Below are 21,517 nucleotides of genomic sequence, written 5' to 3' on the forward strand. Positions count from 1 at the left end.
GTATGCCGGGTGGCCGGCTCAGCCCTTGACGGCACCGGAGGTCAGGCCGGAGACGATGCGCTTCTGGAAGAGCAGGACGAGGATGACGACGGGCAGACCGGTCCGCCCGCAGCGCGGCAGATCCGTCCGGCGCCGCGGCTCGAGGTGATCGGCGAGGACGCGGACGGCCGCGAGGTGGTGCACGCCGTGCTCGGCCACGGGGACGACCCCGAGTTGCTCTTTGCGGACAGCGGCTGGCTGGTGGGGGAGGGCGTCAGCATCGGCTCGGACACCTCCGCCGGTCACGTCCTCACCGCGCGCCTGCGTGTGTCCGCCGCGGGGTCGCGGCGCCGCGCGTCCACTCCGGCGCTGCTGCGGGAGGAGGGGTTGGTCGTCGAGGACGACGAGGAACCCACGGTCTACCAGCGGGTCGCGGCGTATGCCGTCGTGACCAGCCACCGTGGGGTGCTCATGACCGAGTACTCCGACCGGACCGGTGCGCCGGGAGCCTGGGGCCTGCCCGGCGGCGGCCTCGACCCGGGTGAGGCGCCGACGGACGCCGTGTTGCGTGAGGTCTGGGAGGAGTCCGGGCAGCACGTCACGGTGGGCCGCTTCGTGGGGCTGCGGACGCGGCACTGGGTCGGACGGGCGCCGAACGGCCGGCTCGAGGACTACCACGCCGTGCGCATTCTCTTCTGCGCCACCTGCGACGACCCGACCGAGCCGGTGGTGCACGACGTCGGAGGGACCACCGCTTCGGCGGCCTGGGTGGCCCCCGAGCGGTTGGGCTCGCTGGAGATCACGTCCGGTTGGCGGCCGGTGCTCGAGGACCTGCTCGGCGGCAGCCACCTCAGGACCGGCGGGTGAGGCCGACCAGGCCCAGCAGCACGAGGACGCCACCGGCGCCGATGATGGCACCGGGACCGAGCAGCGACCAGTCGACGCTGAGGCCGGCGGTCTGGTAGGCGATGACCAGCGCGGCCACGACCAGGCAGGCGAGACCGAGCAGGACGGTTGGTGCGTGCGGGCCGCTGGGGCGGCTCGGGGGCGCGACCGCCTCGACGCCGGGCTGGTCCGGCGTGGGGACGGGTTCGCTCGGTTCCCGGGATGCCGGGATCTGTTCGGTGGACTCCTCGGTGGGCCGGACCGGATGGTCCTGCTCGATCGGCCGCGTCGGGTCGCTCGGCTCCTGCGGGTCACGGGTGTCGTTCATGGGTGCCTCTCATCGGGTCTGTCGGTGTCTCGGACGCTCGGTCCGACGGGTCGGTGCTCAGCGGGCGTCCTGGTCCACGCGGATCTGTCCGGTGCCGACACTGGCGTCGAGCACCATCTCGGTCGGTCCGTCGCCGAGCACCACGTCGCGTGAGACGTTCAGTCCATTGCTGGTATCGCTCTGCCCGTGATCGTCCACGAAGCCTCGCGGGAGCTTGATCTCCCCGGCCGCGACGTGCGCCTTCACCCGGACCGTCAGGTCGTCGGGGACGATCACGGTCAGGCCGCCGACACCGACCGAGGCGTTGACCCGCGCGTCCTGCAACCCCTGCGATGGGAGCCGCGAGAGGTCGACCGTCCCGTCGCCGACGAGGATCCGGTAGTCAGGGGTGCCGGAGACCACTGAGGGTGCCCACCGCTCGGTGCCGACCGTGCCGCCGAAACGCAGGTTGTCGGGTGTGGCCGCGCTCCCGAGCGTGACAAACGCCATGCAGATGGCCAGGAAGCCCACGAGCCCCGCCCTCCGGCCCCACAGACCAGCGAGGACCAGCACCACCCCGAAGACGGCCAGTCCGGCGGCCAACGCGATGGCGTCCCAATTGCCCGTCACTCCGGCAAAGGGGCCGATCCACTCGAGCGTGCCGTAGGTGACCAGCGCCAGACCGATCGTGATCAGGCCCAGCACGATCCCGCCCGAGGGACGGCGAGTCTCGCGTGCCTGGCGCCTCGCGGCGCGGCGCCGCTGCCCGCGCTCGACCGATTTTGCGGACACCTTCTCGCTCCACTCCTGACTGCTCGCCGCAGCCTTGTCGCCCCATTCCTGACCTCGGGCGGCAGCCTTCGCGCTCCACTCCTGGCCGCGAGCCGCGGCCCTCTCGCTCCGCTCCTGACTGCGGGAGGCCGCCTGCTGGCGCCGCTGTGCCATCCGCTCCCGCCGGGCCCGCTGCTGCTCGGGAGCCAGCGATCCGGGCGCCCCGCCACGCGCGGCCGACCAGAACCACCAGAGCAGCCCCGCGACCACCACCAGCAGCCACGGGAAGTTCCAGCCGAGGATCCCGTGTCCCCACCACCACGGGAAGCCGCTGAAGAGCACCAGTGCGGTGACGACGGACAGGATGATCGAGCTGGTGTCGCCGTCGCGCAGCGCGAGCTCGGCGGCGATGTCACCGTCGTCGTCCGGCAGCAGCGTCCAGGCCAGCAGGTAGAGGGTCACCCCGACGCCGCCGAGGACACCGAGCAGGACGAAGCCGGCGCGCACGATGATCGGGTCCACACCGAACCGGTCGGCGACCCCCGAGCAGACGCCGCCGATCCACTTGTCGTCGGACCTGCGGAAGACCCCGAGGCCGCGCAGGCTGTCGAAAACCTTGTCCAGGCCGCTGCGGGCATCGGCGTGTGCGGAGTCCGAGCCGCGCGAGTGGTCCTGCGGGTCGTCCGGGGTCTGGTCCGCCGAGGTGTGGCCGGCGCTGGGGGACGTGCGCCCCTGGGTGTCGTCGTTCATACCTCGATGGTGCCGAGCACGCGGCGCGCTCGCCATGAGGGTCGACCCTGAGCGGCCCCTGAGCCTGCCCTGAACAGGCGGTCCGATGGTCCTGCAGGGGCGGGCGGTGGGCGATGATGGGAACGTGCCCACTCCCTACGAGCCTTTGGGACGGTCCACTCGGGGACCGGACGCCGAGCGACCGCAGCTGCGCCGTCCGGTGCGCGGGCGGGTCGTGGCGGGGGTGTGCATCGGCCTCGCCGACCACCTGGGCGTGCCGGTCAAGCAGGTGCGGATCGGCTGCGTCATCGCCTCCTTCGTGGCCGGCGCGGGCCTCCTGGCCTACGCGTTCCTGTGGGCTCTGACCCCCGAGGGGGAGTCGACTGCCGCCCGCGGAGGACCGCCGGCCGAGCGCACCCGCCGCCCGGGCAGCGTCTCCCGCCCGACGAGTGGCCTCGTGCCCGGTGGCCAGGGCAGGTCGGCCGAGGCAGCTGGCGGCTCCGGACGGTTCGACACCGAAGCCGGCCGCAACCTGTTGATCGGCGCCGTGCTCGTCCTGATCGGGATCGGGGTCTTCGCGCAGAGCCGCGGGGTCAACCTGCGGCTCGGCATCCTCGTGCCGCTGCTGGCCATCGGGGTGGGAGCGGTGCTCGCCTGGTCGCGGCTGGACGACGCCGACCGAGACCGCTGGATCTTCGGCGGACGTGAGCGTGAAGGCCTGACCCGGCTCGTCTTCGGCATCGCGCTGGCCAGCGTCGGGGTCGTGGCGCTGGCCACCCAGGGCCGCGGCCTCGCGGGTCTGTGGGACGTGGGCCTCGCCGCGATCGCGGTGCTCGTCGGCGCCGCCTTCATCGCCGCCCCGTGGGTCATCCGGCTGTGGAACGGCCTGCGGGAGGAGCAGACCGAGCGCATTCGTGAGACCGAACGGGCCGACATCGCAGCGCACCTGCACGACTCGGTCCTGCAGACCCTCGCTCTCATCCAGCGCAAGGCCGAAGACCCCGCCGAGGTGGCGCGGCTCGCCCGGGCGCAGGAGCGCGAGCTGCGAGGATGGCTGTATGCCGGGCCGCGCGGCTCGGAGGCGTCGCTCGCCTCCGCAGTCACCGAGGTGAGTCACGAGGTGGAGGACCTCCACGGCACCCCGATCGAGCTCGTGGTGACGGGTGACCGGGCCCTGGACGAGCCGGGGACGGCATTGGTGCGCGCGCTGCGGGAGGCGTTGCTCAACGCGGTGCGGCACGGCGCACCGCCGGTGTCGGCCTACGTCGAGGTCGGCAACACCTCGGTCGACGCGTTCGTGCGCGACCACGGCCCCGGCTTCGACCTCGAGGCCGTCCCGGAGGACCGGCTCGGCGTCCGGGAGTCGATCCTGGGCCGGATGACCCGCCAGGGGGGGACGGCGCGGTGGCGCCGGCTCGAGACCGGCACCGAGGTGACGCTCGCCCTTCCCGTCGCCCAGCCCGGCGCGCCCCCGGACGGTGGCGCCTCGTCCCCGGAACCTGCTGCACGGCATACCGACTCGTCTGTGTCCGCGACCCACCCGACCCGAGGAGAGCTCACATGACCACGCCCCACGAAGAGCACCCCACGAAGTCCTCGCTCGTGCCTCGCTCGGTACTTCGCGGGGACCCCGCTCTCCGCTTCGCTCCGATACTTCGCGAGGACCTCACATGACCACACCCCACATGATGGCGCCGATCAGGCTGGTCCTCGTCGACGACCACCGCATGTTCCGTTCCGGAGTCAAGGCCGAGCTCGACACCTCCAGCGAGGTGGTGGGCGAGGCCGCGGACGTGGACCGGGCGATCGCCGTGGTGCGGGAGACCCGCCCCGACGTCGTGCTGCTCGACGTGCACCTGCCGGGCGGCAACGGCAACGGCGGCGTCGACGTGCTGACCGGGTGCGCCGGGGTGCAGACGGAGGCGGGAGCGCCGGTGCGGTTCCTCGCGCTCTCGGTGTCCGATGCCGCGGAGGACGTGATCGCGGTGATCCGGGCGGGTGCTCGCGGTTACGTCACCAAGACGATCAGCGGCACCGACCTCGCCACGGCCATCCGCCGGGTCGCCGAGGGTGATGCGGTGTTCAGCCCGCGGCTGGCGGGCTTCGTGCTCGACGCGTTCGGCGCGGCGGCGGGGGAGATCGCCGAGGTGGACGAGGAACTCGACCGGTTGAGCGCGCGCGAGCGCGAGGTGATGCGGCTGATCGCCCGCGGCTACCAGTACAAGGAGGTCGCCAAGGAGCTCTACATCTCGATCAAGACGGTCGAGACCCACGTCTCCTCGGTGCTGCGCAAGCTCCAGCTCTCCTCACGGCACGAGCTGACCAGCTGGGCGATGGGCCGGCGGCTCATCTGACGGTGCACACCTCGAAAAGGAGGTGAGGCGCCGCAGGCGACCCGGTAACGTCCGCGGCGTGTCTGCCATGGCTGACCGACCGCCTCGACGAGCAACCGCTGGCCCGCGGTCGCTCGTCCGACCCGTTGATCTCGCCACGTGGCCCCGCCGGGCGCACTTCGAGCACTACTCCGATCGCGTTCCCTGCACCTACAGCGTGACCCTGCAGCTGGACGTGACCGAGTTCCGCCGGGCGCTGTCCGACGCGCGGCGGAAGACCTACCCGGCACAGATCTGGGCGATCGCCACGGTGGTCAACCGTCACGACGAGTTCCGTATGGCCGTCGACGACCTCGGTCGCCCGGCCGTGTGGGAGACGGTGCACCCGGCCTTCACCGTCTTCAATCCCGAGCGAGAGACCTTCGCGGCGGTCTGGACGCCCTACGACCCGGACTTCTCGCCCTTTCACGAACGCGTCGTCGATCTGCTTCGAGAACACCGCAGCGCCACCTCGATGTTTCCCCAAGGGGACCTCCCGGAGGACGTGTTCGACATCTCCAGCCTGCCCTGGATGCACTTCACCGGCTTCAACCTCGACATCGTGGAAGGGCATCGTCACTACCTGCCGATCGTCACGCTCGGCCGTTTCGACGAGCGGGACGGCCGAACCCACATGCCTATCGCGGTCCAGATCCACCACGCGGTCGCCGACGGGTTCCACGTCGCGCGCCTTGCCCGCGAGCTGCAGGATCTGCTCAGCCGACCGGACTGGCTCTGCTGAGGGGCGCGACCTCGCGGGCCGGCGAGCTGGGCCGGGTGCGCGATCAGTAGCCGCCGGGTGGCTCCGTCATCTCGGCCCGCACACCCAGGAGCCGGATCGGCCGGTTGTCCTCCAGGCGGTGCAGCAGGCCCAACGCGGTCGAGGCGATGATGCCTGCGTCGTAGGTGGGTTCGGCCAGCTTGCGGATCCGCGTCGTGGTGAAGAACGGCGCGAACCGCACCTTGAGGTGGACGCGGGCGCAGGGCCGGCCCTCCCTGCGGATGTCCTCGACCACCTGGTCGGCGAGAGACCGCAGTGCGTCGGCGATCTCCGACTCCTCGACGAGGTCGTGCTGGTAGGTCGTCTCGCGGCCGTGCGCCCTGGGCACCCACGGCGTGTCGTCCACCGTGGCACTGCCGACGCCTCGGCCCAGCCGGCCGTAGTGCGGTCCCATGCTGGGGCCGAACTCGGCCACCAGCACTGCCTCCTCGGCGTCAGCGAGCTGACGCACGGTCTGGATGCCGCGGTCGGCGAGTCGCTGCTGGATGCGGCGTCCCACCCCCCACAGAGCATCCGTCGGCCGGTCGCCCATCACCTCGAACCAGTTGTGCGCGGTGAGCCGGAACACGCCCTGCGGCTTGCCGAACTCGGTCGCGATCTTGGCACGCACGAGCGTGTCGCCGATCCCGACCGAGCAGTGCAGTCGGGTCGCCGTGAGCACGTCCGCCTGGGCCTGACGAGCAAAGGCCTCGGGATCCTCGGTCTGGACGCCGACGAACGCCTCGTCCCAACCGAGCACCTGAACCACGACGTCAGGCAGCTCTCGCAGCGTCTGCATCACCTGCGCTGACGCGGCCAGGTAGGTGGGGGTGTCCACGGGCAGCAGCACCGCCTGCGGGCAGCGCCGCACCGCGACCTTCAGCGGCATCCCCGACCGCACGCCGAACTCGCGAGCCGCATAGGACGCGGTCGAGACCACGGCGCGCTCGGCGGGGTCGCCCCGACCTCCGACGATGAGGGGCAGCCCGGCCAGCTCGGGCCGTCGCAGCACCTCGACCGCAGCGATGAACTGGTCGAGGTCCACGTGCAGCACCCAGCGCGCCATACGCCCATCCTGCCGTGCAGCACCGACGAGGACGACGGGTTCACGTTCCACCGGGTGAACGTCGTATTCAGGATCGGGACGCATCTGTGGCGCCGAACGTGGGTTGGCGCGGGGTATCACGGTCAGGCGAAGCCGCTCCTTGAAGGTGCCGCACGCCGGGTGCGGCGCGCATCTCAAGGGAGACCGTCATGCATGCCGAGCTCAACCCACAACCGTTGCCGCCCAAGGCCATCAGCGTCTTCGCGGCGTCCGACGTCCTCTGGGACTTCGACAAGTTCAGTCAGGCGCTCCGCAGCGTCCTGGACCGCGCCGGCCACGCCGGCTGCACGTCCGGCCTGCAGCTGGAGTGGCGCAACTTCGAGCAGTACTACATCAACCCGAAGCTCGAGGCCACGCCCGTCGCGTCTCGCGAGCAGTCGTTCGGGGCCTGAACGGTGTCCGCGTCGCCCCACCTCGAGCTGGGCGTCGGCGTCATCGCCACCGGCGGCATCGACCGCCTGTGGGACGAGATCGCCGACCTGGTCGACGTGGTCGAGGTGGAGCCCCAGACGTTGTGGGGCGATGCGGGCAGTCGTCGGATCAACCGGGCCGCGCTCGACTGGGTGCTTGCCCGGGACCGCCCGCTGCTCAGCCACGGCGTGGGCTACCCGGTGGGTGGCACGACCGCGCCGGAGCGCGACGGCGTCCGTGCGTCCGCCCGCTCGGCCAGCGAGCTCGGCGCGTCGCACTGGAGCGAGCACCTGTCCTTCAACCAGGCAGCCGGACCGGACGGGCGCCGGTATGCCGGTTACCTGCTCCCGCCCATCCCCACCCCCGAGGCCGCGGCGGCCGCGATCGCCCACATCGGCGTCTACCAGGACCAGCGCGACGAGCCGTTCCTGGTCGAGACGCCCACGAGCTACCTCAGCGCCGTGCCCGGTGACCTGACCGACGGTGAGTTCGTCGCCGCCATCGCGGAGGGTGCCGACTGCGGCATTCTGCTCGACCTGCACAACATCTGGGCCAACGAGCTCAACGGCCGCCAGAGCGTCGAGGACTTCCTCGACCAGATTCCGTTGAAGCGAGTTCGTGAGGTCCACGTCGCGGGCGGCGACTACCTCGGTGAGTGCTACCTCGACTCCCACGTGGGTCCGGTGGCGCCCGAGGTGCTCGAGCTGGCACGCCGGGCGCTACCTCGCTTGCCGAACGTGCGGGCGGTGCTCTTCGAGGCGGTGCCGCACTCCATCGCCCAGATGGGCGTCACCGGACTGCGGCGCGTCCTGACCGACATCCACACGGTCGTGGCTGCCGCCGGGCGGCCCCCGTCCGCCGCCGGGCAGTCCCTAGCCGTGGAGCAGCACCCAGCCGCCGCCGGTCCTACCGGTCGGTCGACGATCCCCCCGGTCCACCACTCGAGAGGGGACACCGCCCGCCGGGAGGCGGAGCTGCTCGGCTACACCACCCGAGCCAGCGACGAACTCCCGGACCACGACCCCGGCGCCGAGGTGCTGCGCCATCTCACCGACCAGGCGCGACTGTCCCTGCTCGTCGGGACCCACCGCGCTGCGCTGGCGGCCCTGATGAGCGCCCTGGGCCCGGCCGCCGCGCGCGGCGCGCTCAACGAGTTCCTGGCGACGACACCGGCCACGGCGTGGCCGCAGGAGCAGGGCGCAGCCTTCGACGACTGGTTCCTCCGTTTCGCCGGTGCGGGACGCCTGACCGCACCGGACGGCCGACGTCACCCGTCGCGACCGGTGGCCGGGGCGGCGGCCGGTGCACCGAGGGCGGCCAGCGGCTCGCCGTCCATCCGGAACACCGTCCACTCGTCCAGGGCCACCGCGCCGAGACTGCGGTAGAAGCCGATCGACGGCTCGTTCCAGTCCAGGACCCACCACTCCAGGCGCGGGTAGCCACGCTCGACGCACAGCCGGGCGAGGGTGCGCAGCAACTGCTTGCCGAGACCCGAGCCCCGCTGCTCGGGCAGCACGAAGAGGTCCTCGAGCCACATCCCGGGCCGCCCGGTCCAGGTCGAGAAGGTGAGGTACCACAAAGCCATGCCGACGACCTCGCCGTCCGCCTCCGCGACGTGCGCGTATGCCGTCGGGCCGCCCTCGGCGGGAAACAGCGCCTCCCTGAAGTCGTCCTCCGTCGCGTCGACCGCGTCCGGCTCCTTCTCGTAGACGGCGAGCGCGCGCACGAGGCGCAGGATCGCGGGGACGTCTCCCGGTGCTGCCGGACGGACGGGCGAGTTCGAGGTCGTGGTCACCGTCACGTCCTACCGCACGTCCGCGAAACCCGGCAACTCGCGCCCGTGGCCTCGATCCGTCCCCCCCTGTCGTCGCCGACCCGCTGGACTGGGTCGGCTCCTCGGCGCTCCGGTCCTCGCTCCGCTGCGATCCTCACGCTGTCGTCGCCGACCCGCTGGACTGGGTCGGCTCCTCGGCGCTCCGGTCCTCGCTCCGCTGCGATCCTCACGCTGTCGTCGCCGACCCGTAGGCTGGAGGAGATATGAGCACGCTCTTCGATGACCTCCCCATGCCCGGACTCCCGCCAGCCGCCGCGCGGGGCGACGTGGACCACCGCGGAGTGCCCACCTGGGCCGAAGCCGCCGGTGAGCCGCCGGCGTCGGCGGGCACACGGCATACCGACGCTCCCGGAGCCCAGGACCCGGAGGCGCTGCTGGCCGGGCTGAACCCCCAGCAGCGGGAGGCCGTCGTGCACGAGGGGGCGCCGCTGCTCATCGTGGCAGGCGCCGGCTCGGGCAAGACCCGCGTGCTGACCCACCGGATCGCCTACCTGCTCGCGGCTCGCGGCGTCCAGCCCGGGCAGATCCTCGCGATCACCTTCACCAACAAGGCGGCCGCCGAGATGCGCGAGCGCGTCGCGGCACTGGTCGGCGGGCGCAGCAAGGCGATGTGGGTGTCGACCTTCCACTCCGCGTGCGTGCGGATCCTGCGCCGTGAAGCGGGGCACGTCGGCCTGAAGTCGACCTTCTCGATCTACGACGCCGCCGACAGCCAGCGGCTCATGTCGATGGTCATGCGCGAGCTCGACCTCGACCCGAAGCGCTATCCGCCACGATCGTTCTCCCACCAGGTGTCCAACCTCAAGAACGAGCTGGTCGACGAGGAGACGTTCGCCGGGCAGGTGGGGGAGGGCACCCACCAGGAGCGGATGCTGTCCGAGGCCTACACGATGTACCAGCGGCGGCTGCGGCAGGCCAACGCGCTGGACTTCGATGACCTGATCATGATGACGGTCCACATGCTGCAGGCCTTCCCCGACGTCGCCGAGCACTACCACCGACGGTTTCGGCACGTGCTGGTGGATGAGTACCAGGACACCAACCACGCGCAGTACCAACTGGTCCGGGAACTGGTCGGACAGGGAGGCGGAGAGGGGGAGCATGCCGTGCCGCCGGCGGAGCTGGCCGTGGTGGGCGACGCCGACCAGTCCATCTACGCGTTCCGTGGCGCGTCGATCCGCAACATCGTGGAGTTCGAACAGGACTACCCCCACGCCCGGACCATCCTGCTCGAGCAGAACTACCGTTCCACCCAGACCATCCTGCAAGCGGCCAACGCGGTCATCGCGAAGAACTCCGAGCGTCGGCCCAAGAGACTGTGGACCGACTCCGGGGCGGGCACGAAGATCATCGGCTACGTGGCGGACTCCGAGCACGACGAGGCGGCGTTCGTCGCGCAGCAGATCGACACGCTCGGGGACGAACACGGCGTCAAGCCCCGCGACGTCGCGGTCTTCTACCGCACCAACGCCCAGTCCCGAGCCCTCGAGGAGGTGCTCGTGCGGGTCGGCCTGCCCTACAAGATCGTCGGCGGCACCCGGTTCTACGAGCGCCGTGAGGTCAAGGACGCGCTGGCCTACCTGCGCGTCATCTCCAACCCCGCCGACACGGTCAACCTGCGGCGGATCGTCAACACCCCGAAGAGGGGAATCGGTGACCGGGCCCAGGCCTGCGTGGCGGCGCTGGCCGAACGCGAGCGAATTCCCTTCGTCGCCGCCCTCGGCCGCGCGGCCGACGCCCCGGGCATCGCGACGCGCTCGGTCACCGCGATCGCGGCCTTCACGTCGCTGCTCGAGGCGCTGCGCACAGTTCACGAGGGCGGCTCGGGGGTCGGCGAGCTGCTCGAGGCGGTTGTCGAGCAGAGCGGTTACCTCGACGAGCTGCGCCGGAGCCAGGACCCCCAGGACGAGACACGGGTGGAGAACCTCGCCGAGCTCATAGCGGTGGCAAGGGAGTTCGACGAGACCTATCCCGATGGGACGCTCGAGGACTTCCTCGAGCAGGTGTCACTCGTGGCAGACGCCGACGAGATCCCCGACGGTGAGGCGGACGACGGCGGAGTCGTCACGTTGATGACCTTGCACACGGCGAAGGGACTCGAGTTCCCGGTGGTCTTCCTCACCGGCATGGAGGACGGCACCTTCCCCCACCTGCGCGCGCTGGGCGACCCCCAGGAGCTGGAGGAGGAGCGGCGGCTCGCCTACGTCGGCATCACGAGGGCACGCGAGCGCCTGCACCTGTCGCGAGCGGTGGTGCGCTCGGCGTGGGGAGCGCCGTCATACAACCCAGCCTCCCGGTTCCTCGCCGAGGTCCCGGAGGAGCTGATCGACTGGCAGCGCACGGAATCCACCGGTATGCGACCGTCGTCGACCCCGGCCGTGGCTCGGCTCGCAGGACGTCCCGGTGTCCGCTCACCGGGCAACCGCCCGGTGATCTCGTTGCACGCCGGGGACCGCGTCACGCACGACTCCTTCGGGCTCGGCTCGGTGGTGCGCGTCGAGGGCGAGGGGGAGAAGGCGATGGCTCACGTCGACTTCGGCGGCGACGCCGGCGTCAAACGCCTGCTGCTGCGCTACGCCCCGGTCGAGAAGCTCTGACGTCGGATTCGGCGTGGCTGCGGCGAACGGCACAATTCGCGGCGAAGCGCACAGGTAGAGGTGTGCCGCTCGTCGGCAACCGTGCCACTCGTCGCGTGACCTCAGACGAGGTTGCGGGCGGCGAGCCAGGGCATCGGGTTGATCGGTGCCCCGCCACCGGGGTGGATCTCCAGGTGCAGATGCGGCCCGGTCGAGCGGCCGGTGTTGCCCGAGTAGCCCACGACCTCACCGGGCGTGACGCTCTCGCCGGGCACGACCGCGCGGGACGACAGATGGAAGTAGTAGGACACGGTGCCGTCCCAGTACTCGATCTCGACCCGGTTGCCCGAGGTGGCGTTGTAGCTCACCGCGGTCACGGTGCCGCTGGACATGGCGCGCACGGGCGTGCCCATCGGGACGCTGAAGTCGCTGCCGGCGTGCAGACGCCCCCACCGATAGCCGAACCCAGACGTGTAGTGCATCCCGCTCACCGGCTGGACCCACGACTGAGCCGCCTCGCGGCGCTCCCTTTCGCGTTGCTCCGCCGCCTCGGCCCTGGCCCCGGCCCGGGCCTCGCGGCGGGCCGCCTCCCTGCGCTCCTTGACGAGCTGCGCGGCCTCTTGCTGCTGCGCGCGGACCTCCCTGACGGCCGACGCCACCCGGTCAGCCGAGCGTGACACCTGGCGCTGGAGCTCCGCGCGGTCCATGACGTCCTGGCCGGCGTCCCGCGCCGTGGCGTGCATCGAGGACCGCGCCCCGTCGAGCACGGGACGCTGGGCGGCAGGTGCGGCACCAGTGCTCGTCAACAGGATCGTCCCGGTGGCAGCCGCCAGCAGCAGGCTGGTATGACGTGACGCCGCGCCCGCACGCCGGGCACGGGGGGCACGGTGGCGGCCGTGGTACTGCCGACGCGGCACAGCGGGGCCTTTCGGGAACGCGGGAGGACACGAGAAGGTCACGAGGATACCGAGCCACCTGACGCGCGGCAAAACCGCTGCCGCGGCTCGTCAGCGCCGGTGGCTGGGGGAGCGCCGGCCGGTCTCCAGCTGGGTGACGCCGGCGGTGCGGGTCGAGCCGTCCTGCGCGAGGTGGGCCAACGTGGTGGAGATGCCGTGGACCACTGAGCCGTTGATCGGCAGGCTCATGTGCCCGACTCCCTGCAGCGGGATGTTGTGCGCGATGAGGTCGGGATGGGTGATCCGCCCGTGTTCCTGGGGCACGACCAGGGGATCGATGTCGGACCAGTAGGCCACGAACCGGGTCATGCAGCCCGGGGCCGGCTCCTCCAGCTCCCGCATCAGGGCGCTGTCCGGGCGGAGCTGGCGGCCCAGCCGAAGCGGCAGGACGTAGGCATCGCAGGTTCCACCGTGGGGCGTGCCCAGGGTGACCAGTGTGTGCACGCGTGCGTCCCCGCCGAGCCGGGTCACGTAGTAGCGCGCGATCAGCCCACCGAGACTGTGCCCCACCACATGGATGCGCTCGTAGCCCGTCTCGGCCACCAGCTCCTCGACCTGCTCCGCGAGGCGCGCGGCGGCGGTCCGCACGTCGGTGGTGAGCGGCGAGTAGTTGATCGAGAGGACGCACCCGAAGCCGCGCCGCCGCAGCCCACGGGACAGCAGCGTGAAGATGGAGCGGTTGTCGACCATGCCGTGGACCAGCAGGATCGGCGTCCCCGCGGCCTCCACGTCGCTGATGAGCAACCCCCGCTGCACCGGTGGCAGGTGCTCCACGCCGTAACCGTGGCCGCCGCGGCGGTCGCCGCGGGCCAGCGCCCCGAACGGGTAGAGCGCGAGGTGAGTGCCCACCCACGCGGCCTCGACCGCCGCTCCAGCGAGTCCGCTCGGTGTGGCCAGCCTGCGGCCGGCACGGACCAGGGACCGTGCCACCGCACCGGGGAGTCCGTCCCGCAGCGTTGCGTCATCGTCGCTTCGGGTCCGGCCGGTGCCGTCGGTCGTGCGGGGCGCCGACCAGGGCCAGGGGAGCGACACAGTCACGTGGCTGGCTCCTTCGGGTCTGGGCGGCGCTCGGTGGCCGGGGCGCCGGTCTGGTCCGGCCGACCGTACTGCGAAAGCGGCCCCCGTGCACGCACCTTGGCTCCACGACGAGCCGGACCTGCGCACCCGTGAGAACAGCCGATCCATCGTGTCGCTCGGGTCAGCTGCCCTGGATGCGTCAGGCCGGCTGGTTTCGGCAGGCGACCCGCTCACTCAGGCTCGGCAAGTGTTCGTGAACGTGAAACTTGCTCTGGTGGCCGCTGGAGCGCTCCCGGAGCTCGCTTGCAAGTTGTCGGCCTCGTGCTGCCAGATGCGCGAGTTGAGGTCGACGCGCTTGCCGCCGTGCCCGCTTGACGACGTCACCGGTGCTGACTCGCGCGACGCCTGGCCAGGCGTTCGTGTATCGCGGTGTAGGTGTCGGCGTCGATCTCGCCAGAGGCGAACCGGCGGTCGGCAATCTCCTCCGGCGTCTCCCTCGGCGCAGGTCCCCCGCCGCGGGCATCGTCGTGTCTGGAGGGCTGCTGGGTGAGGCGAACCACCGCCCAGACGATCAAGCCGATCAGCACGATCCACAGCAGGGACATGAAGATCATCCAGATCCAGCCTCCGCTGTTCCAGTACATCATCGTCCTCACCTCTTCCTCCACGCCTTCACGCTCATCATCCCTCGGGATCGAGGGAGCCGAGAGGGCCCTTGGTCCCGTCGACAGCATCCCGACACGGCGCGGCGTCGCGCACCGGCTGCGGTTAGTCTGCACCTATGACGCAGACGACCGACCCCGGCACCAGCCCGCTCCGGATCCTGGTGGCCAAGCCAGGACTCGACGGCCACGACCGCGGGGCCAAGGTTGTCGCGCGAGCGCTTCGGGACGCGGGTATGGAGGTCGTCTACACCGGGCTGCACCAGACCCCCGAGCAGATCGTCGAGGCGGCCATCCAGGAGGACGTCGACGCGGTCGGCCTGTCCGTGCTCTCCGGGGCGCACATGACCCTCTTCGCGAAGGTGGCCGAGCTGCTCAAGACCAGGGATGCCTCCGACATCGTGGTCTTCGGAGGCGGGATCATCCCCGACGGCGACATCCCCCAGCTCGACGAGCTCGGTGTGGCGAAGGTGTTCACCCCCGGCGCCACGACGACCGAGATCGTCGAGTGGGTTCGCGGCAACGTCGAACGGCATTGAGGGACGGTTCTTTACCCTTCCGCGCGTCCAGTCGGTGAACCCGCCTTGCCCTTCACGGTGACGGTGGGTTGTGGCCAGTGTTTGGCAAAGATTGCACAAGGGCCATTGACCTCCTCCCCGCCGGTCCGCGAGCGTCTGCCACCGGCCCGGGACGAGATCGGTCGGCTCACCTCGCCAGCTCGCGTCACCTCGTGACGCCAGACCTCTCCGGGTGGATCGCGCCATCAACCGATGGCCCCGAGAAGGAGATGTCCGTGAACCGACTGACATGCGGTATGGCGTGTGGCGCACTGGTCGCCGCGGCGGCCCTGGCCCCAGCAGGGAGTGCCCTTGCGACCGGACACGAAGGCGCCGCGGCGCCTGGTGCCGTCCAGGGCGACTCGCACCGCGCCATACAGGCTGAGCAGGCCCGTGCCGACACCATGGCGAAGCGACTGTCGCTGGGCGCCCGGGAGAGGCTGGAGGTCAAAGCCGTCACGAAGGACCCCGACGGGACCACCCACGTGCGCTACGACCGCACCTTCGCCGGTCTGCCGGTCGTCGGCGGTGACCTGGTCGTCCACCGGGGCGCGGGCGGTGCCATCGAGGGCGTGAACGACAACGCCTCCGGCAAGGTCTCGGTCGCCTCGACGACACCGACGGTCGCTGCCGCGGCGGCCCGGCACACCTCGCTGCAGCAGGCGCACCTGGCAGGCGAGAGGAGCTCCGACACCCTGGTCGTCTTCGCCGGGCAGGGGGCCCCGAGGCTGGCCTACGACGTGGTGGTCAAGGGGTTCCGTCCCGACCAGACCCCGAGCCGGCTGCACACGATCGTCGACGCCCGCAACGGCAAGACGCTGGCCACGTGGGACGACATCCAGAACGGCACCGGTCACGGGATCTTCGTGGGCACGGTCACCATCGGCAGCGGGCCCGTGTCCGGCGGCTACCAGCTGAAAGACGGACACGGCAACTACACGACCGACCTGCGCGGCGCCACCTCCGGGACGGGCACGACCTTCACCGACGCCGATGACGTCTGGGGCAACGGGAGCGTGAGTGACCGCGCGTCGGCTGCCGTCGACGCGCAGTACGGCGCCGAGAAGACCTTCGACTTCTACCAGAACGTCATGGGCCGGGATGGCATCTGGGACGACGGCCGGGGAGCCCGCTCGCGTGTCCACTACGGAAACAACTACGTCAACGCGTTCTGGGACGGCACCCAGATGACCTACGGCGACGGCTCGGGCAACACCCGTCCGCTGGTCGAGCTGGACGTCGCGGCACACGAGATGAGCCACGGCGTCACCGAGAACACCGCCGGGCTCAACTACTACGGTGACGCCGGCGGGCTCAACGAGGCGACCAGCGACATCTTCGGGACCGCCGTGGAGTTCTACGCGGACAACCCGAACGACATGGGCGACTACCTCATCGGCGAGGAGATCGACATCAACGGCAACGGCACGCCGTTGCGCTACCAGGACAAGCCGTCCCGCGACGGCAGCAGCCCCAACTGCTGGTCCAGCTCGGTGTCGGGCCTCGATCCGCACTACTCGTCCGGCCCGCTCAACCACTGGTTCTACCTCGCCTCCGAGGGATCCGGAGCCAAGACGATCAACGGCGTCAGCTACGACAGCCCGACCTGCGACGGCCAGAGCATGTCCGGGATCGGCCGTGCGAAGGTCGAGAAGGTCTGGTACCGCGCTCTGTCGACCTACCTGACGTCCGGCAGCACCTACAAGGACGCCCGCAACGCCGCCATCCGGTCCGCCAAGGACCTCTACGGCGACGGGACCGAGTGCACCGGGATCCAGAACGCCTTCGACGCGATCGCCGTCCCGGCCGGGGCACAGAGCTGCTCCGGCGCGACCGACCCCGGCGACCCGCCCTCCGGTGACAACCTGCTGCAGAACCCGGGATTCGAGTCCGGTGCGACGGTCTGGACCGGCACCAGCGGCCCCATCACCACCAACACCGGGCGCCCGGCGCACAGTGGCAGCTGGAAGATGTGGCTCGGCGGCAACGGCACGAGCGCGACCGAGTCGGAGTCGCAGCAGGTGACCATCCCGTCGGCGTCGTCGGCGGCCCTGTCGTTCTGGCTGCGCACCGACACCTCCGAGTCGACCAGCTCTTCCGCCTACGACCGCATGCAGGTGCAGGTCACCTCCGGCGGCACCACCAGGGCCCTCAGGACCTGGAGCAACCTCGACGCCACCGGCGACTACCGCAAGCAGACACTGGACCTGTCCGCCTACACCGGCAGGACGGTGACCCTGCGTTTCGTGATGCAGGAGGACTCGATGCTGCAGACCAGCTTCGTCGTCGACGACACGTCACTCACGACGGGCTGAGCCACCCGCGCACACCGGACCGGCCGTCATACCAGCAGGTATGACGGCCGGTCCCGCTGGTGTGCCCGTGTCACAGGGGCTGGCAGAGGGTGCGTTCGGCCGGCGGCTGGGTGATGTCACCCAGGAGCCTGCTCAGCGGCGCGGCGAGCTTGCCCAGCCCCGGGTCGTCCAGGGAAGCGCTGTGGCGACCACTCGTGACCGTGACGAACATCTGGTCGGCGATCTTGCCCGGCGGCGTGGCGCGGGAGGAGCCGGGGACCGGCCAGTCGACGCCGTCCACCGAGGCCCGGATCTGCTCCATCAGGGCGGTGTCGACCCGGCAGCGCTGGGGGGAGCTCGCCCTGCGCGTCACCGTCGCGGTGCCGTCCGCCTGCAGCACCACCCGGTCGCGGAAACCGGCGATGCCACCGGTGCGTGACACCGTCATCGGGAAGGGAACTCGGGAGGCATCCGGCCCATGGGGGCCCTGGCCGTAGGTGGGCGACGTCGCCGGGGCGGTCGGCCTTGGCAGGCCGGTCGCCGGGCCGCTCTGCGTGCTCTCGCTGCTGACGGGCGTGGACGAAGCCGGTCCGGTGCCCCCACCGACCTCGCTCGAGCCGCACGCGGCGAGGACGAGCACCGTGGCCGGGATGCCGAGGGTCCGGATCGCGCGTGTCATGGACGTCATCATGCCGACTTGGACGCGCCGGCGGCGGCTCGGGTTGCCTCCGATCGGGAGCGCGGTGAGATCGCTCGCATTCCGGTGGTCACGGCACCCGCGCCGACCGCATGGGCCGTGGCAGGACTAGTCTGCCGTCGGACCATCCCTTCGACGACGAGGACGGATTCGCTCGTGGACCTATTCGAGTACCAAGCACGTGACGTGTTCGAGGCGCACGGCGTCCCGGTCCTGGCCGGTGCCGTCGCCAAGACCGTGGACGAGGCCGTGGCTGCGGCCGAGACGATCGGCGCAGACAGCGGCGGCGTGGTCGTCGTCAAGGCCCAGGTCAAGACCGGCGGCCGCGGCAAGGCCGGTGGCGTCAAGGTGGCCAAGACGCCGGATGAGGTCCGCACCCACGCCGAGGCGATTCTGGGGATGGACATCAAGGGCCACACCGTCCACCAGGTGATGATCGCGCAGGGCGCCCAGATCGCCGAGGAGTACTACTTCTCCGTGCTGCTGGACCGTGCCAACCGCTCCTACCTGGCGATGTGCAGCAAGGAGGGCGGCGTCGAGATCGAGCAGCTCGCGGTCGAGCGGCCCGAGGCGCTGGCCCGCATCGAGGTCGACCCGCTCGTCGGCATCGACGAGGCCAAGGCGACCGAGATCGCGCAGGCAGCCGGCTTCGGCGATGACCTGCTGCCGCAGCTGGTCGACACCTTCGGCAAGCTGTGGGACGTCTACCGCGAGGAGGACGCGACGCTGGTCGAGGTCAACCCGCTGGTCAAGACCCAGGACGGCACGATCATCGCCCTCGACGGCAAGGTGACCCTCGACGACAACGCGGGCTTCCGCCACCCCGACCACGCGGCGCTGGAGGACCAGGCGTCGGCCGACCCGCTCGAGGCCGCGGCCAAGGAGAAGGGCCTCAACTACGTCAAGCTGGACGGCTCGGTCGGCATCATCGGCAACGGTGCCGGGCTGGTCATGTCCACGTTGGACGTCGTCGCCTACGCCGGTGAGGACGTCGCCGGCCAGCCGAAGCCGGCCAACTTCCTGGACATCGGCGGTGGCGCCTCGGCCGAGGTGATGGCCAACGGGTTGCACATCATCCTGGGTGACGAGCAGGTCAAGAGCGTCTTCGTCAACGTCTTCGGTGGCATCACGGCGTGCGACGCGGTGGCCAACGGCATCGTCGGTGCGTTGAACGCCCTCGGCGACCAGGCGACCAAGCCGTTGGTCGTGCGCCTGGACGGCAACAACGTCGAGGAGGGTCGCCTCATCCTCGCCGAGGCGGCGCACCCGCTCGTCTCGATCGAGCAGACCATGGACGGTGCGGCCCGCAAGGCTGCCGAGCTGGCTTCGGCCGCGAACTGAAAGGGCTCCCACTCATGGCCATTTTTCTCAACGCTGACTCCAAGGTCATCGTCCAGGGCATGACCGGCTCGGAGGGCAAGAAGCACACCCAGCGCATGCTGGCCTCCGGCACCACCATCGTCGGTGGCGTCACGCCCGGCAAGGGCGGTCAGAAGGTCGAGTTCGAGGGCGGCGTCTCCGTTCCCGTCTTCGGCTCCGTCGCCGAGGCGGTCGAGGCGACCAGCGCCGACGTGTCGGTGATCTTCGTGCCGGCGAAGTTCGCCAAGGCGGCCGTGGTCGAGGCCGTCGACGCCAAGATCCCGCTCGCGGTCGTCATCACCGAGGGGATCGCGGTCAAGGACACCGCGGAGTTCTTCACCTACGCCCAGCAGGCCGGCACCACCCGCATCATCGGCCCGAACTGCCCCGGTCTGATCAGCCCCGGGAAGTCCAACGCCGGCATCATCCCGGCCAACATCGCCGAGGCCGGCCGGGTGGGGCTCGTCTCCAAGTCCGGCACGCTGACCTACCAGATGATGTACGAGCTGCGGGAGTTCGGCTTCTCGACCGCCATCGGCATCGGCGGGGACCCGATCATCGGCACGACCCACATCGACGCGCTCGAGGCCTTCCAAGCCGACCACGAGACCGACGCGATCGTGATGATCGGTGAGATTGGCGGCGACGCCGAGGAGCGCGCGGCCGACTACATCAAGGACCACGTCACCAAGCCGGTGGTCGGCTACGTCGCGGGCTTCACGGCCCCCGAGGGCAAGACGATGGGCCACGCCGGCGCGATCGTCTCCGGGTCGTCCGGCACCGCGGCCGCCAAGAAGGAGGCCCTCGAGGCCGCCGGCGTCAAGGTCGGCAAGACGCCGTCCGAGACCGCCGGCCTGATGAAGGAGATCATGCAGGGCCTGGCCAAGTAGCACTCGGCCCCGGCGCGGCACCGGCTCCGGTCACCGTGGGTTGGATGGCCTCGTGCGCGAGGCCGGTATGCCGGGTGCTCACCGCTGCCCGGCCAGACCCACCAGACGCTGCAGCTGGCTGAAGCCCTCGTCGCCGGGGACGCCGCCGGTCAGCGCGAAGGTCGACACGGCACCGGTGGTGCGCTGGGTCGTGACCGCCACCCAGGTGGTGATCACCGGTCCGCCATGGGGGTTGTCGAAGTCGAGCCGGAACGCCCCGGCGTGGTCGGGGTCCGGGGTGACGGTCATGCCCTCGACCCGCGCCGCGCAGGTGCGCAACGCCTGCACGAGCCGGTCACGCTCCGCCGTCGCCGCCGCGTCGTCGCTGGTCAGTCGCACCCGCTGCCTGCCGACAAACGTCCCGTCGGTCGCGGTCGCCACGGAGACGATCCCGAAGCGGCCCGCGCCCGGCGCCCCGTCCTGCGCGGTGTCGGCGTCGCAGTTGCTGATCGCGGCCTGTCCTTCCCAGTCGCCGGTCACCGAGCGGGTCGCCGCGCCGTGGGTAAGGCCCGGAGCGGACCAGGCGCTGGCGGGCACGAAGAGTGCGCCGTCCAGCAACGGACGGGGGCCGACGACGTGCATCGGCTCGTCGTCGGTGGACCCACCCGTGGAGCCGGTGGTGGGACCTGCCGCAGGCGGCGTGGCGGTGGGTGCCGGACCACCGGGCGACCTGGACAGGTCAGCGCCGCTGGTCTGCTCCAGTCGCTGTTGCGCGACGGATGCCAGGTCGCCCACCTGCTTGCGGGCGACCTGCTGGTCCCCGATCGTGCCGCTGACCGCGAGGACGCTGGTGTCGGCGCCGCTGTGCGCGACAGCGACCCACGACTGGACGCCCGCACCACCGCGGATCAGCAGGATCCTCGGCCACTCCGATCCGGACCCCTGCGTGGTGACCGCGGTGCCGTTGCAGGCCATCACCCGGGTCAGCATCGTCTCGACTGCGCGGTCTCCGGCGCTCGCCGACGACGCGCGGTAGAGCGACTGCTCACCGTTCCAACCAGCCGGCTCGGCGCGCACGTCCTCCGCCCGCACGCGTTCGCCGGGGGCCGTGGCAGGACAGGGGCCGGGGACGGGCTGGTCCGAGGGGGCCGGCACGAGACGCACCACGCCGGTGCTTCCCAGTGCGCGGCCCCACTCGGCGCTGAGGGGGAGCGGCCCGGCGATGGCCAGGGGCCTGCTCGGATCGGCTTGTGCCCCGTCGGGCGCCACGGGCGACACGGTCGCCGCGGGAGCCAGGCTGGCGTCCGGGTCGAGCTGCTGGACCCCGGTGTAACCGAGGACCAGCACGGCGGCGGCGGCAGCGGCGCCGATCGAGAT

20 protein-coding genes are annotated in these 21,517 nt (G+C 71.1%); 11 read left to right on the forward strand and 9 right to left on the reverse strand.

The genetic code is table 11. From position 1 onward, the window contains the following. Positions 1 to 306 precede the first annotated feature (306 nt). On the forward strand, positions 307 to 846 hold the full coding sequence (locus FRW57_RS23950) for an NUDIX hydrolase (RefSeq protein WP_420853232.1): 540 nt from the start codon (positions 307 to 309) through the stop codon (positions 844 to 846). Here FRW57_RS23950 and FRW57_RS04960 read toward each other — a convergent pair. Both FRW57_RS04960 and FRW57_RS04965 read right to left on the reverse strand, forming a co-directional pair. Beyond that, complete coding sequence (locus tag FRW57_RS04960; protein WP_137119824.1) at positions 830 to 1,192, reverse strand: hypothetical protein; 363 nt, start codon at positions 1,190 to 1,192, stop codon at positions 830 to 832. The genes FRW57_RS23950 and FRW57_RS04960 overlap by 17 nt on opposite strands. A gap of 57 nt (positions 1,193 to 1,249) precedes the next feature. After that, positions 1,250 to 2,692 (reverse strand): PspC domain-containing protein, encoded by a 1,443-nt coding sequence (locus FRW57_RS04965; RefSeq protein WP_162308099.1) that lies wholly within the window; start codon positions 2,690 to 2,692, stop codon positions 1,250 to 1,252. Positions 2,693 to 2,816: 124 nt separating this feature from the next. On the opposite strand from FRW57_RS04965, the gene FRW57_RS04970 reads away from it, so the two are divergent. The 3 genes from FRW57_RS04970 to FRW57_RS04980 all read left to right on the forward strand — a co-directional run bounded on the left by FRW57_RS04970 (position 2,817) and on the right by FRW57_RS04980 (position 5,785). Then, positions 2,817 to 4,235, forward strand: a complete 1,419-nt coding sequence (locus tag FRW57_RS04970; RefSeq protein WP_238384451.1) for an ATP-binding protein — start codon at positions 2,817 to 2,819, stop codon at positions 4,233 to 4,235. 106 nt (positions 4,236 to 4,341) lie between these two features. Next, complete coding sequence (locus FRW57_RS04975; protein ID WP_238999307.1) at positions 4,342 to 5,025, forward strand: LuxR C-terminal-related transcriptional regulator; 684 nt, start codon at positions 4,342 to 4,344, stop codon at positions 5,023 to 5,025. A gap of 67 nt (positions 5,026 to 5,092) precedes the next feature. Beyond that, positions 5,093 to 5,785: a CatA-like O-acetyltransferase gene (locus FRW57_RS04980; protein ID WP_137119821.1), complete on the forward strand. Its 693-nt coding sequence runs from the start codon at positions 5,093 to 5,095 to the stop codon at positions 5,783 to 5,785. A 43-nt stretch (positions 5,786 to 5,828) separates the two neighbouring features. On the opposite strand, the gene FRW57_RS04985 is transcribed toward FRW57_RS04980, so the two are convergent. Beyond that, positions 5,829 to 6,869: a DNA polymerase IV gene (locus FRW57_RS04985; RefSeq protein ID WP_152185476.1), complete on the reverse strand. Its 1,041-nt coding sequence runs from the start codon at positions 6,867 to 6,869 to the stop codon at positions 5,829 to 5,831. Positions 6,870 to 7,057: 188 nt separating this feature from the next. Between FRW57_RS04985 and FRW57_RS04990 the strand changes: the two genes are divergently transcribed. Next, entirely contained in the window at positions 7,058 to 7,300 is a 243-nt protein-coding gene (locus FRW57_RS04990; protein ID WP_137119820.1) for a hypothetical protein, read from the forward strand. Positions 7,301 to 7,303: 3 nt separating this feature from the next. After that, entirely contained in the window at positions 7,304 to 8,704 is a 1,401-nt protein-coding gene (locus FRW57_RS04995) for an MbnB/TglH/ChrH family RiPP precursor modification enzyme (protein WP_152185469.1), read from the forward strand. Here the strand turns inward: FRW57_RS04995 and FRW57_RS05000 are convergent. Next, positions 8,587 to 9,120: a GNAT family N-acetyltransferase gene (locus FRW57_RS05000; RefSeq protein ID WP_420853231.1), complete on the reverse strand. Its 534-nt coding sequence runs from the start codon at positions 9,118 to 9,120 to the stop codon at positions 8,587 to 8,589. The two genes, FRW57_RS04995 and FRW57_RS05000, sit on opposite strands and share 118 nt — an antisense overlap. A gap of 236 nt (positions 9,121 to 9,356) precedes the next feature. Between FRW57_RS05000 and pcrA the strand changes: the two genes are divergently transcribed. Beyond that, positions 9,357 to 11,750: a DNA helicase PcrA gene (gene pcrA, locus FRW57_RS05005; protein WP_152185471.1), complete on the forward strand. Its 2,394-nt coding sequence runs from the start codon at positions 9,357 to 9,359 to the stop codon at positions 11,748 to 11,750. A 101-nt stretch (positions 11,751 to 11,851) separates the two neighbouring features. On the opposite strand, the gene FRW57_RS05010 is transcribed toward pcrA, so the two are convergent. The 3 genes from FRW57_RS05010 to FRW57_RS05020 form a co-directional block, all read right to left on the reverse strand. After that, positions 11,852 to 12,646: a M23 family metallopeptidase gene (locus FRW57_RS05010; RefSeq protein ID WP_137119816.1), complete on the reverse strand. Its 795-nt coding sequence runs from the start codon at positions 12,644 to 12,646 to the stop codon at positions 11,852 to 11,854. 90 nt (positions 12,647 to 12,736) lie between these two features. After that, positions 12,737 to 13,723 carry an esterase/lipase family protein gene (locus FRW57_RS05015; RefSeq protein WP_238999309.1) on the reverse strand — a complete coding sequence of 329 codons (987 nt, stop codon included), beginning with the start codon at positions 13,721 to 13,723 and terminating at the stop codon, positions 12,737 to 12,739. 359 nt (positions 13,724 to 14,082) lie between these two features. After that, entirely contained in the window at positions 14,083 to 14,370 is a 288-nt protein-coding gene (locus FRW57_RS05020) for an SHOCT domain-containing protein (RefSeq protein WP_203230212.1), read from the reverse strand. Positions 14,371 to 14,483: 113 nt separating this feature from the next. Between FRW57_RS05020 and FRW57_RS05025 the strand changes: the two genes are divergently transcribed. After that, positions 14,484 to 14,903, forward strand: coding sequence for a coenzyme B12-dependent isobutyryl CoA mutase small subunit (locus tag FRW57_RS05025; RefSeq protein WP_137119814.1), 420 nt, complete (start codon positions 14,484 to 14,486; stop codon positions 14,901 to 14,903). A 254-nt stretch (positions 14,904 to 15,157) separates the two neighbouring features. Continuing rightward, positions 15,158 to 17,236 (forward strand): M4 family metallopeptidase, encoded by a 2,079-nt coding sequence (locus tag FRW57_RS05030; RefSeq protein WP_152185473.1) that lies wholly within the window; start codon positions 15,158 to 15,160, stop codon positions 17,234 to 17,236. A 70-nt stretch (positions 17,237 to 17,306) separates the two neighbouring features. Here FRW57_RS05030 and FRW57_RS05035 read toward each other — a convergent pair whose 3' ends face one another. Next, positions 17,307 to 17,894 (reverse strand): hypothetical protein, encoded by a 588-nt coding sequence (locus tag FRW57_RS05035; protein WP_137119812.1) that lies wholly within the window; start codon positions 17,892 to 17,894, stop codon positions 17,307 to 17,309. A 174-nt stretch (positions 17,895 to 18,068) separates the two neighbouring features. Between FRW57_RS05035 and sucC the strand changes: the two genes are divergently transcribed. Together sucC and sucD are read left to right on the forward strand one after the other, a co-directional pair. Then, positions 18,069 to 19,253 (forward strand): ADP-forming succinate--CoA ligase subunit beta, encoded by a 1,185-nt coding sequence (sucC, locus tag FRW57_RS05040; protein ID WP_152185474.1) that lies wholly within the window; start codon positions 18,069 to 18,071, stop codon positions 19,251 to 19,253. A 14-nt stretch (positions 19,254 to 19,267) separates the two neighbouring features. Then, complete coding sequence (sucD, locus tag FRW57_RS05045; protein WP_137119810.1) at positions 19,268 to 20,161, forward strand: succinate--CoA ligase subunit alpha; 894 nt, start codon at positions 19,268 to 19,270, stop codon at positions 20,159 to 20,161. Positions 20,162 to 20,239: 78 nt separating this feature from the next. Here the strand turns inward: sucD and FRW57_RS22995 are convergent. Then, the coding region (locus FRW57_RS22995) for a hypothetical protein (RefSeq protein WP_162529267.1) at positions 20,240 to 21,517 on the reverse strand (1,278 nt) is incomplete at its 5' end.

Origin of the sequence: Segeticoccus rhizosphaerae (genome assembly GCF_009192725.1) — a bacterium.
Lineage (GTDB): Bacteria > Actinomycetota > Actinomycetes > Actinomycetales > Dermatophilaceae > Segeticoccus > Segeticoccus rhizosphaerae.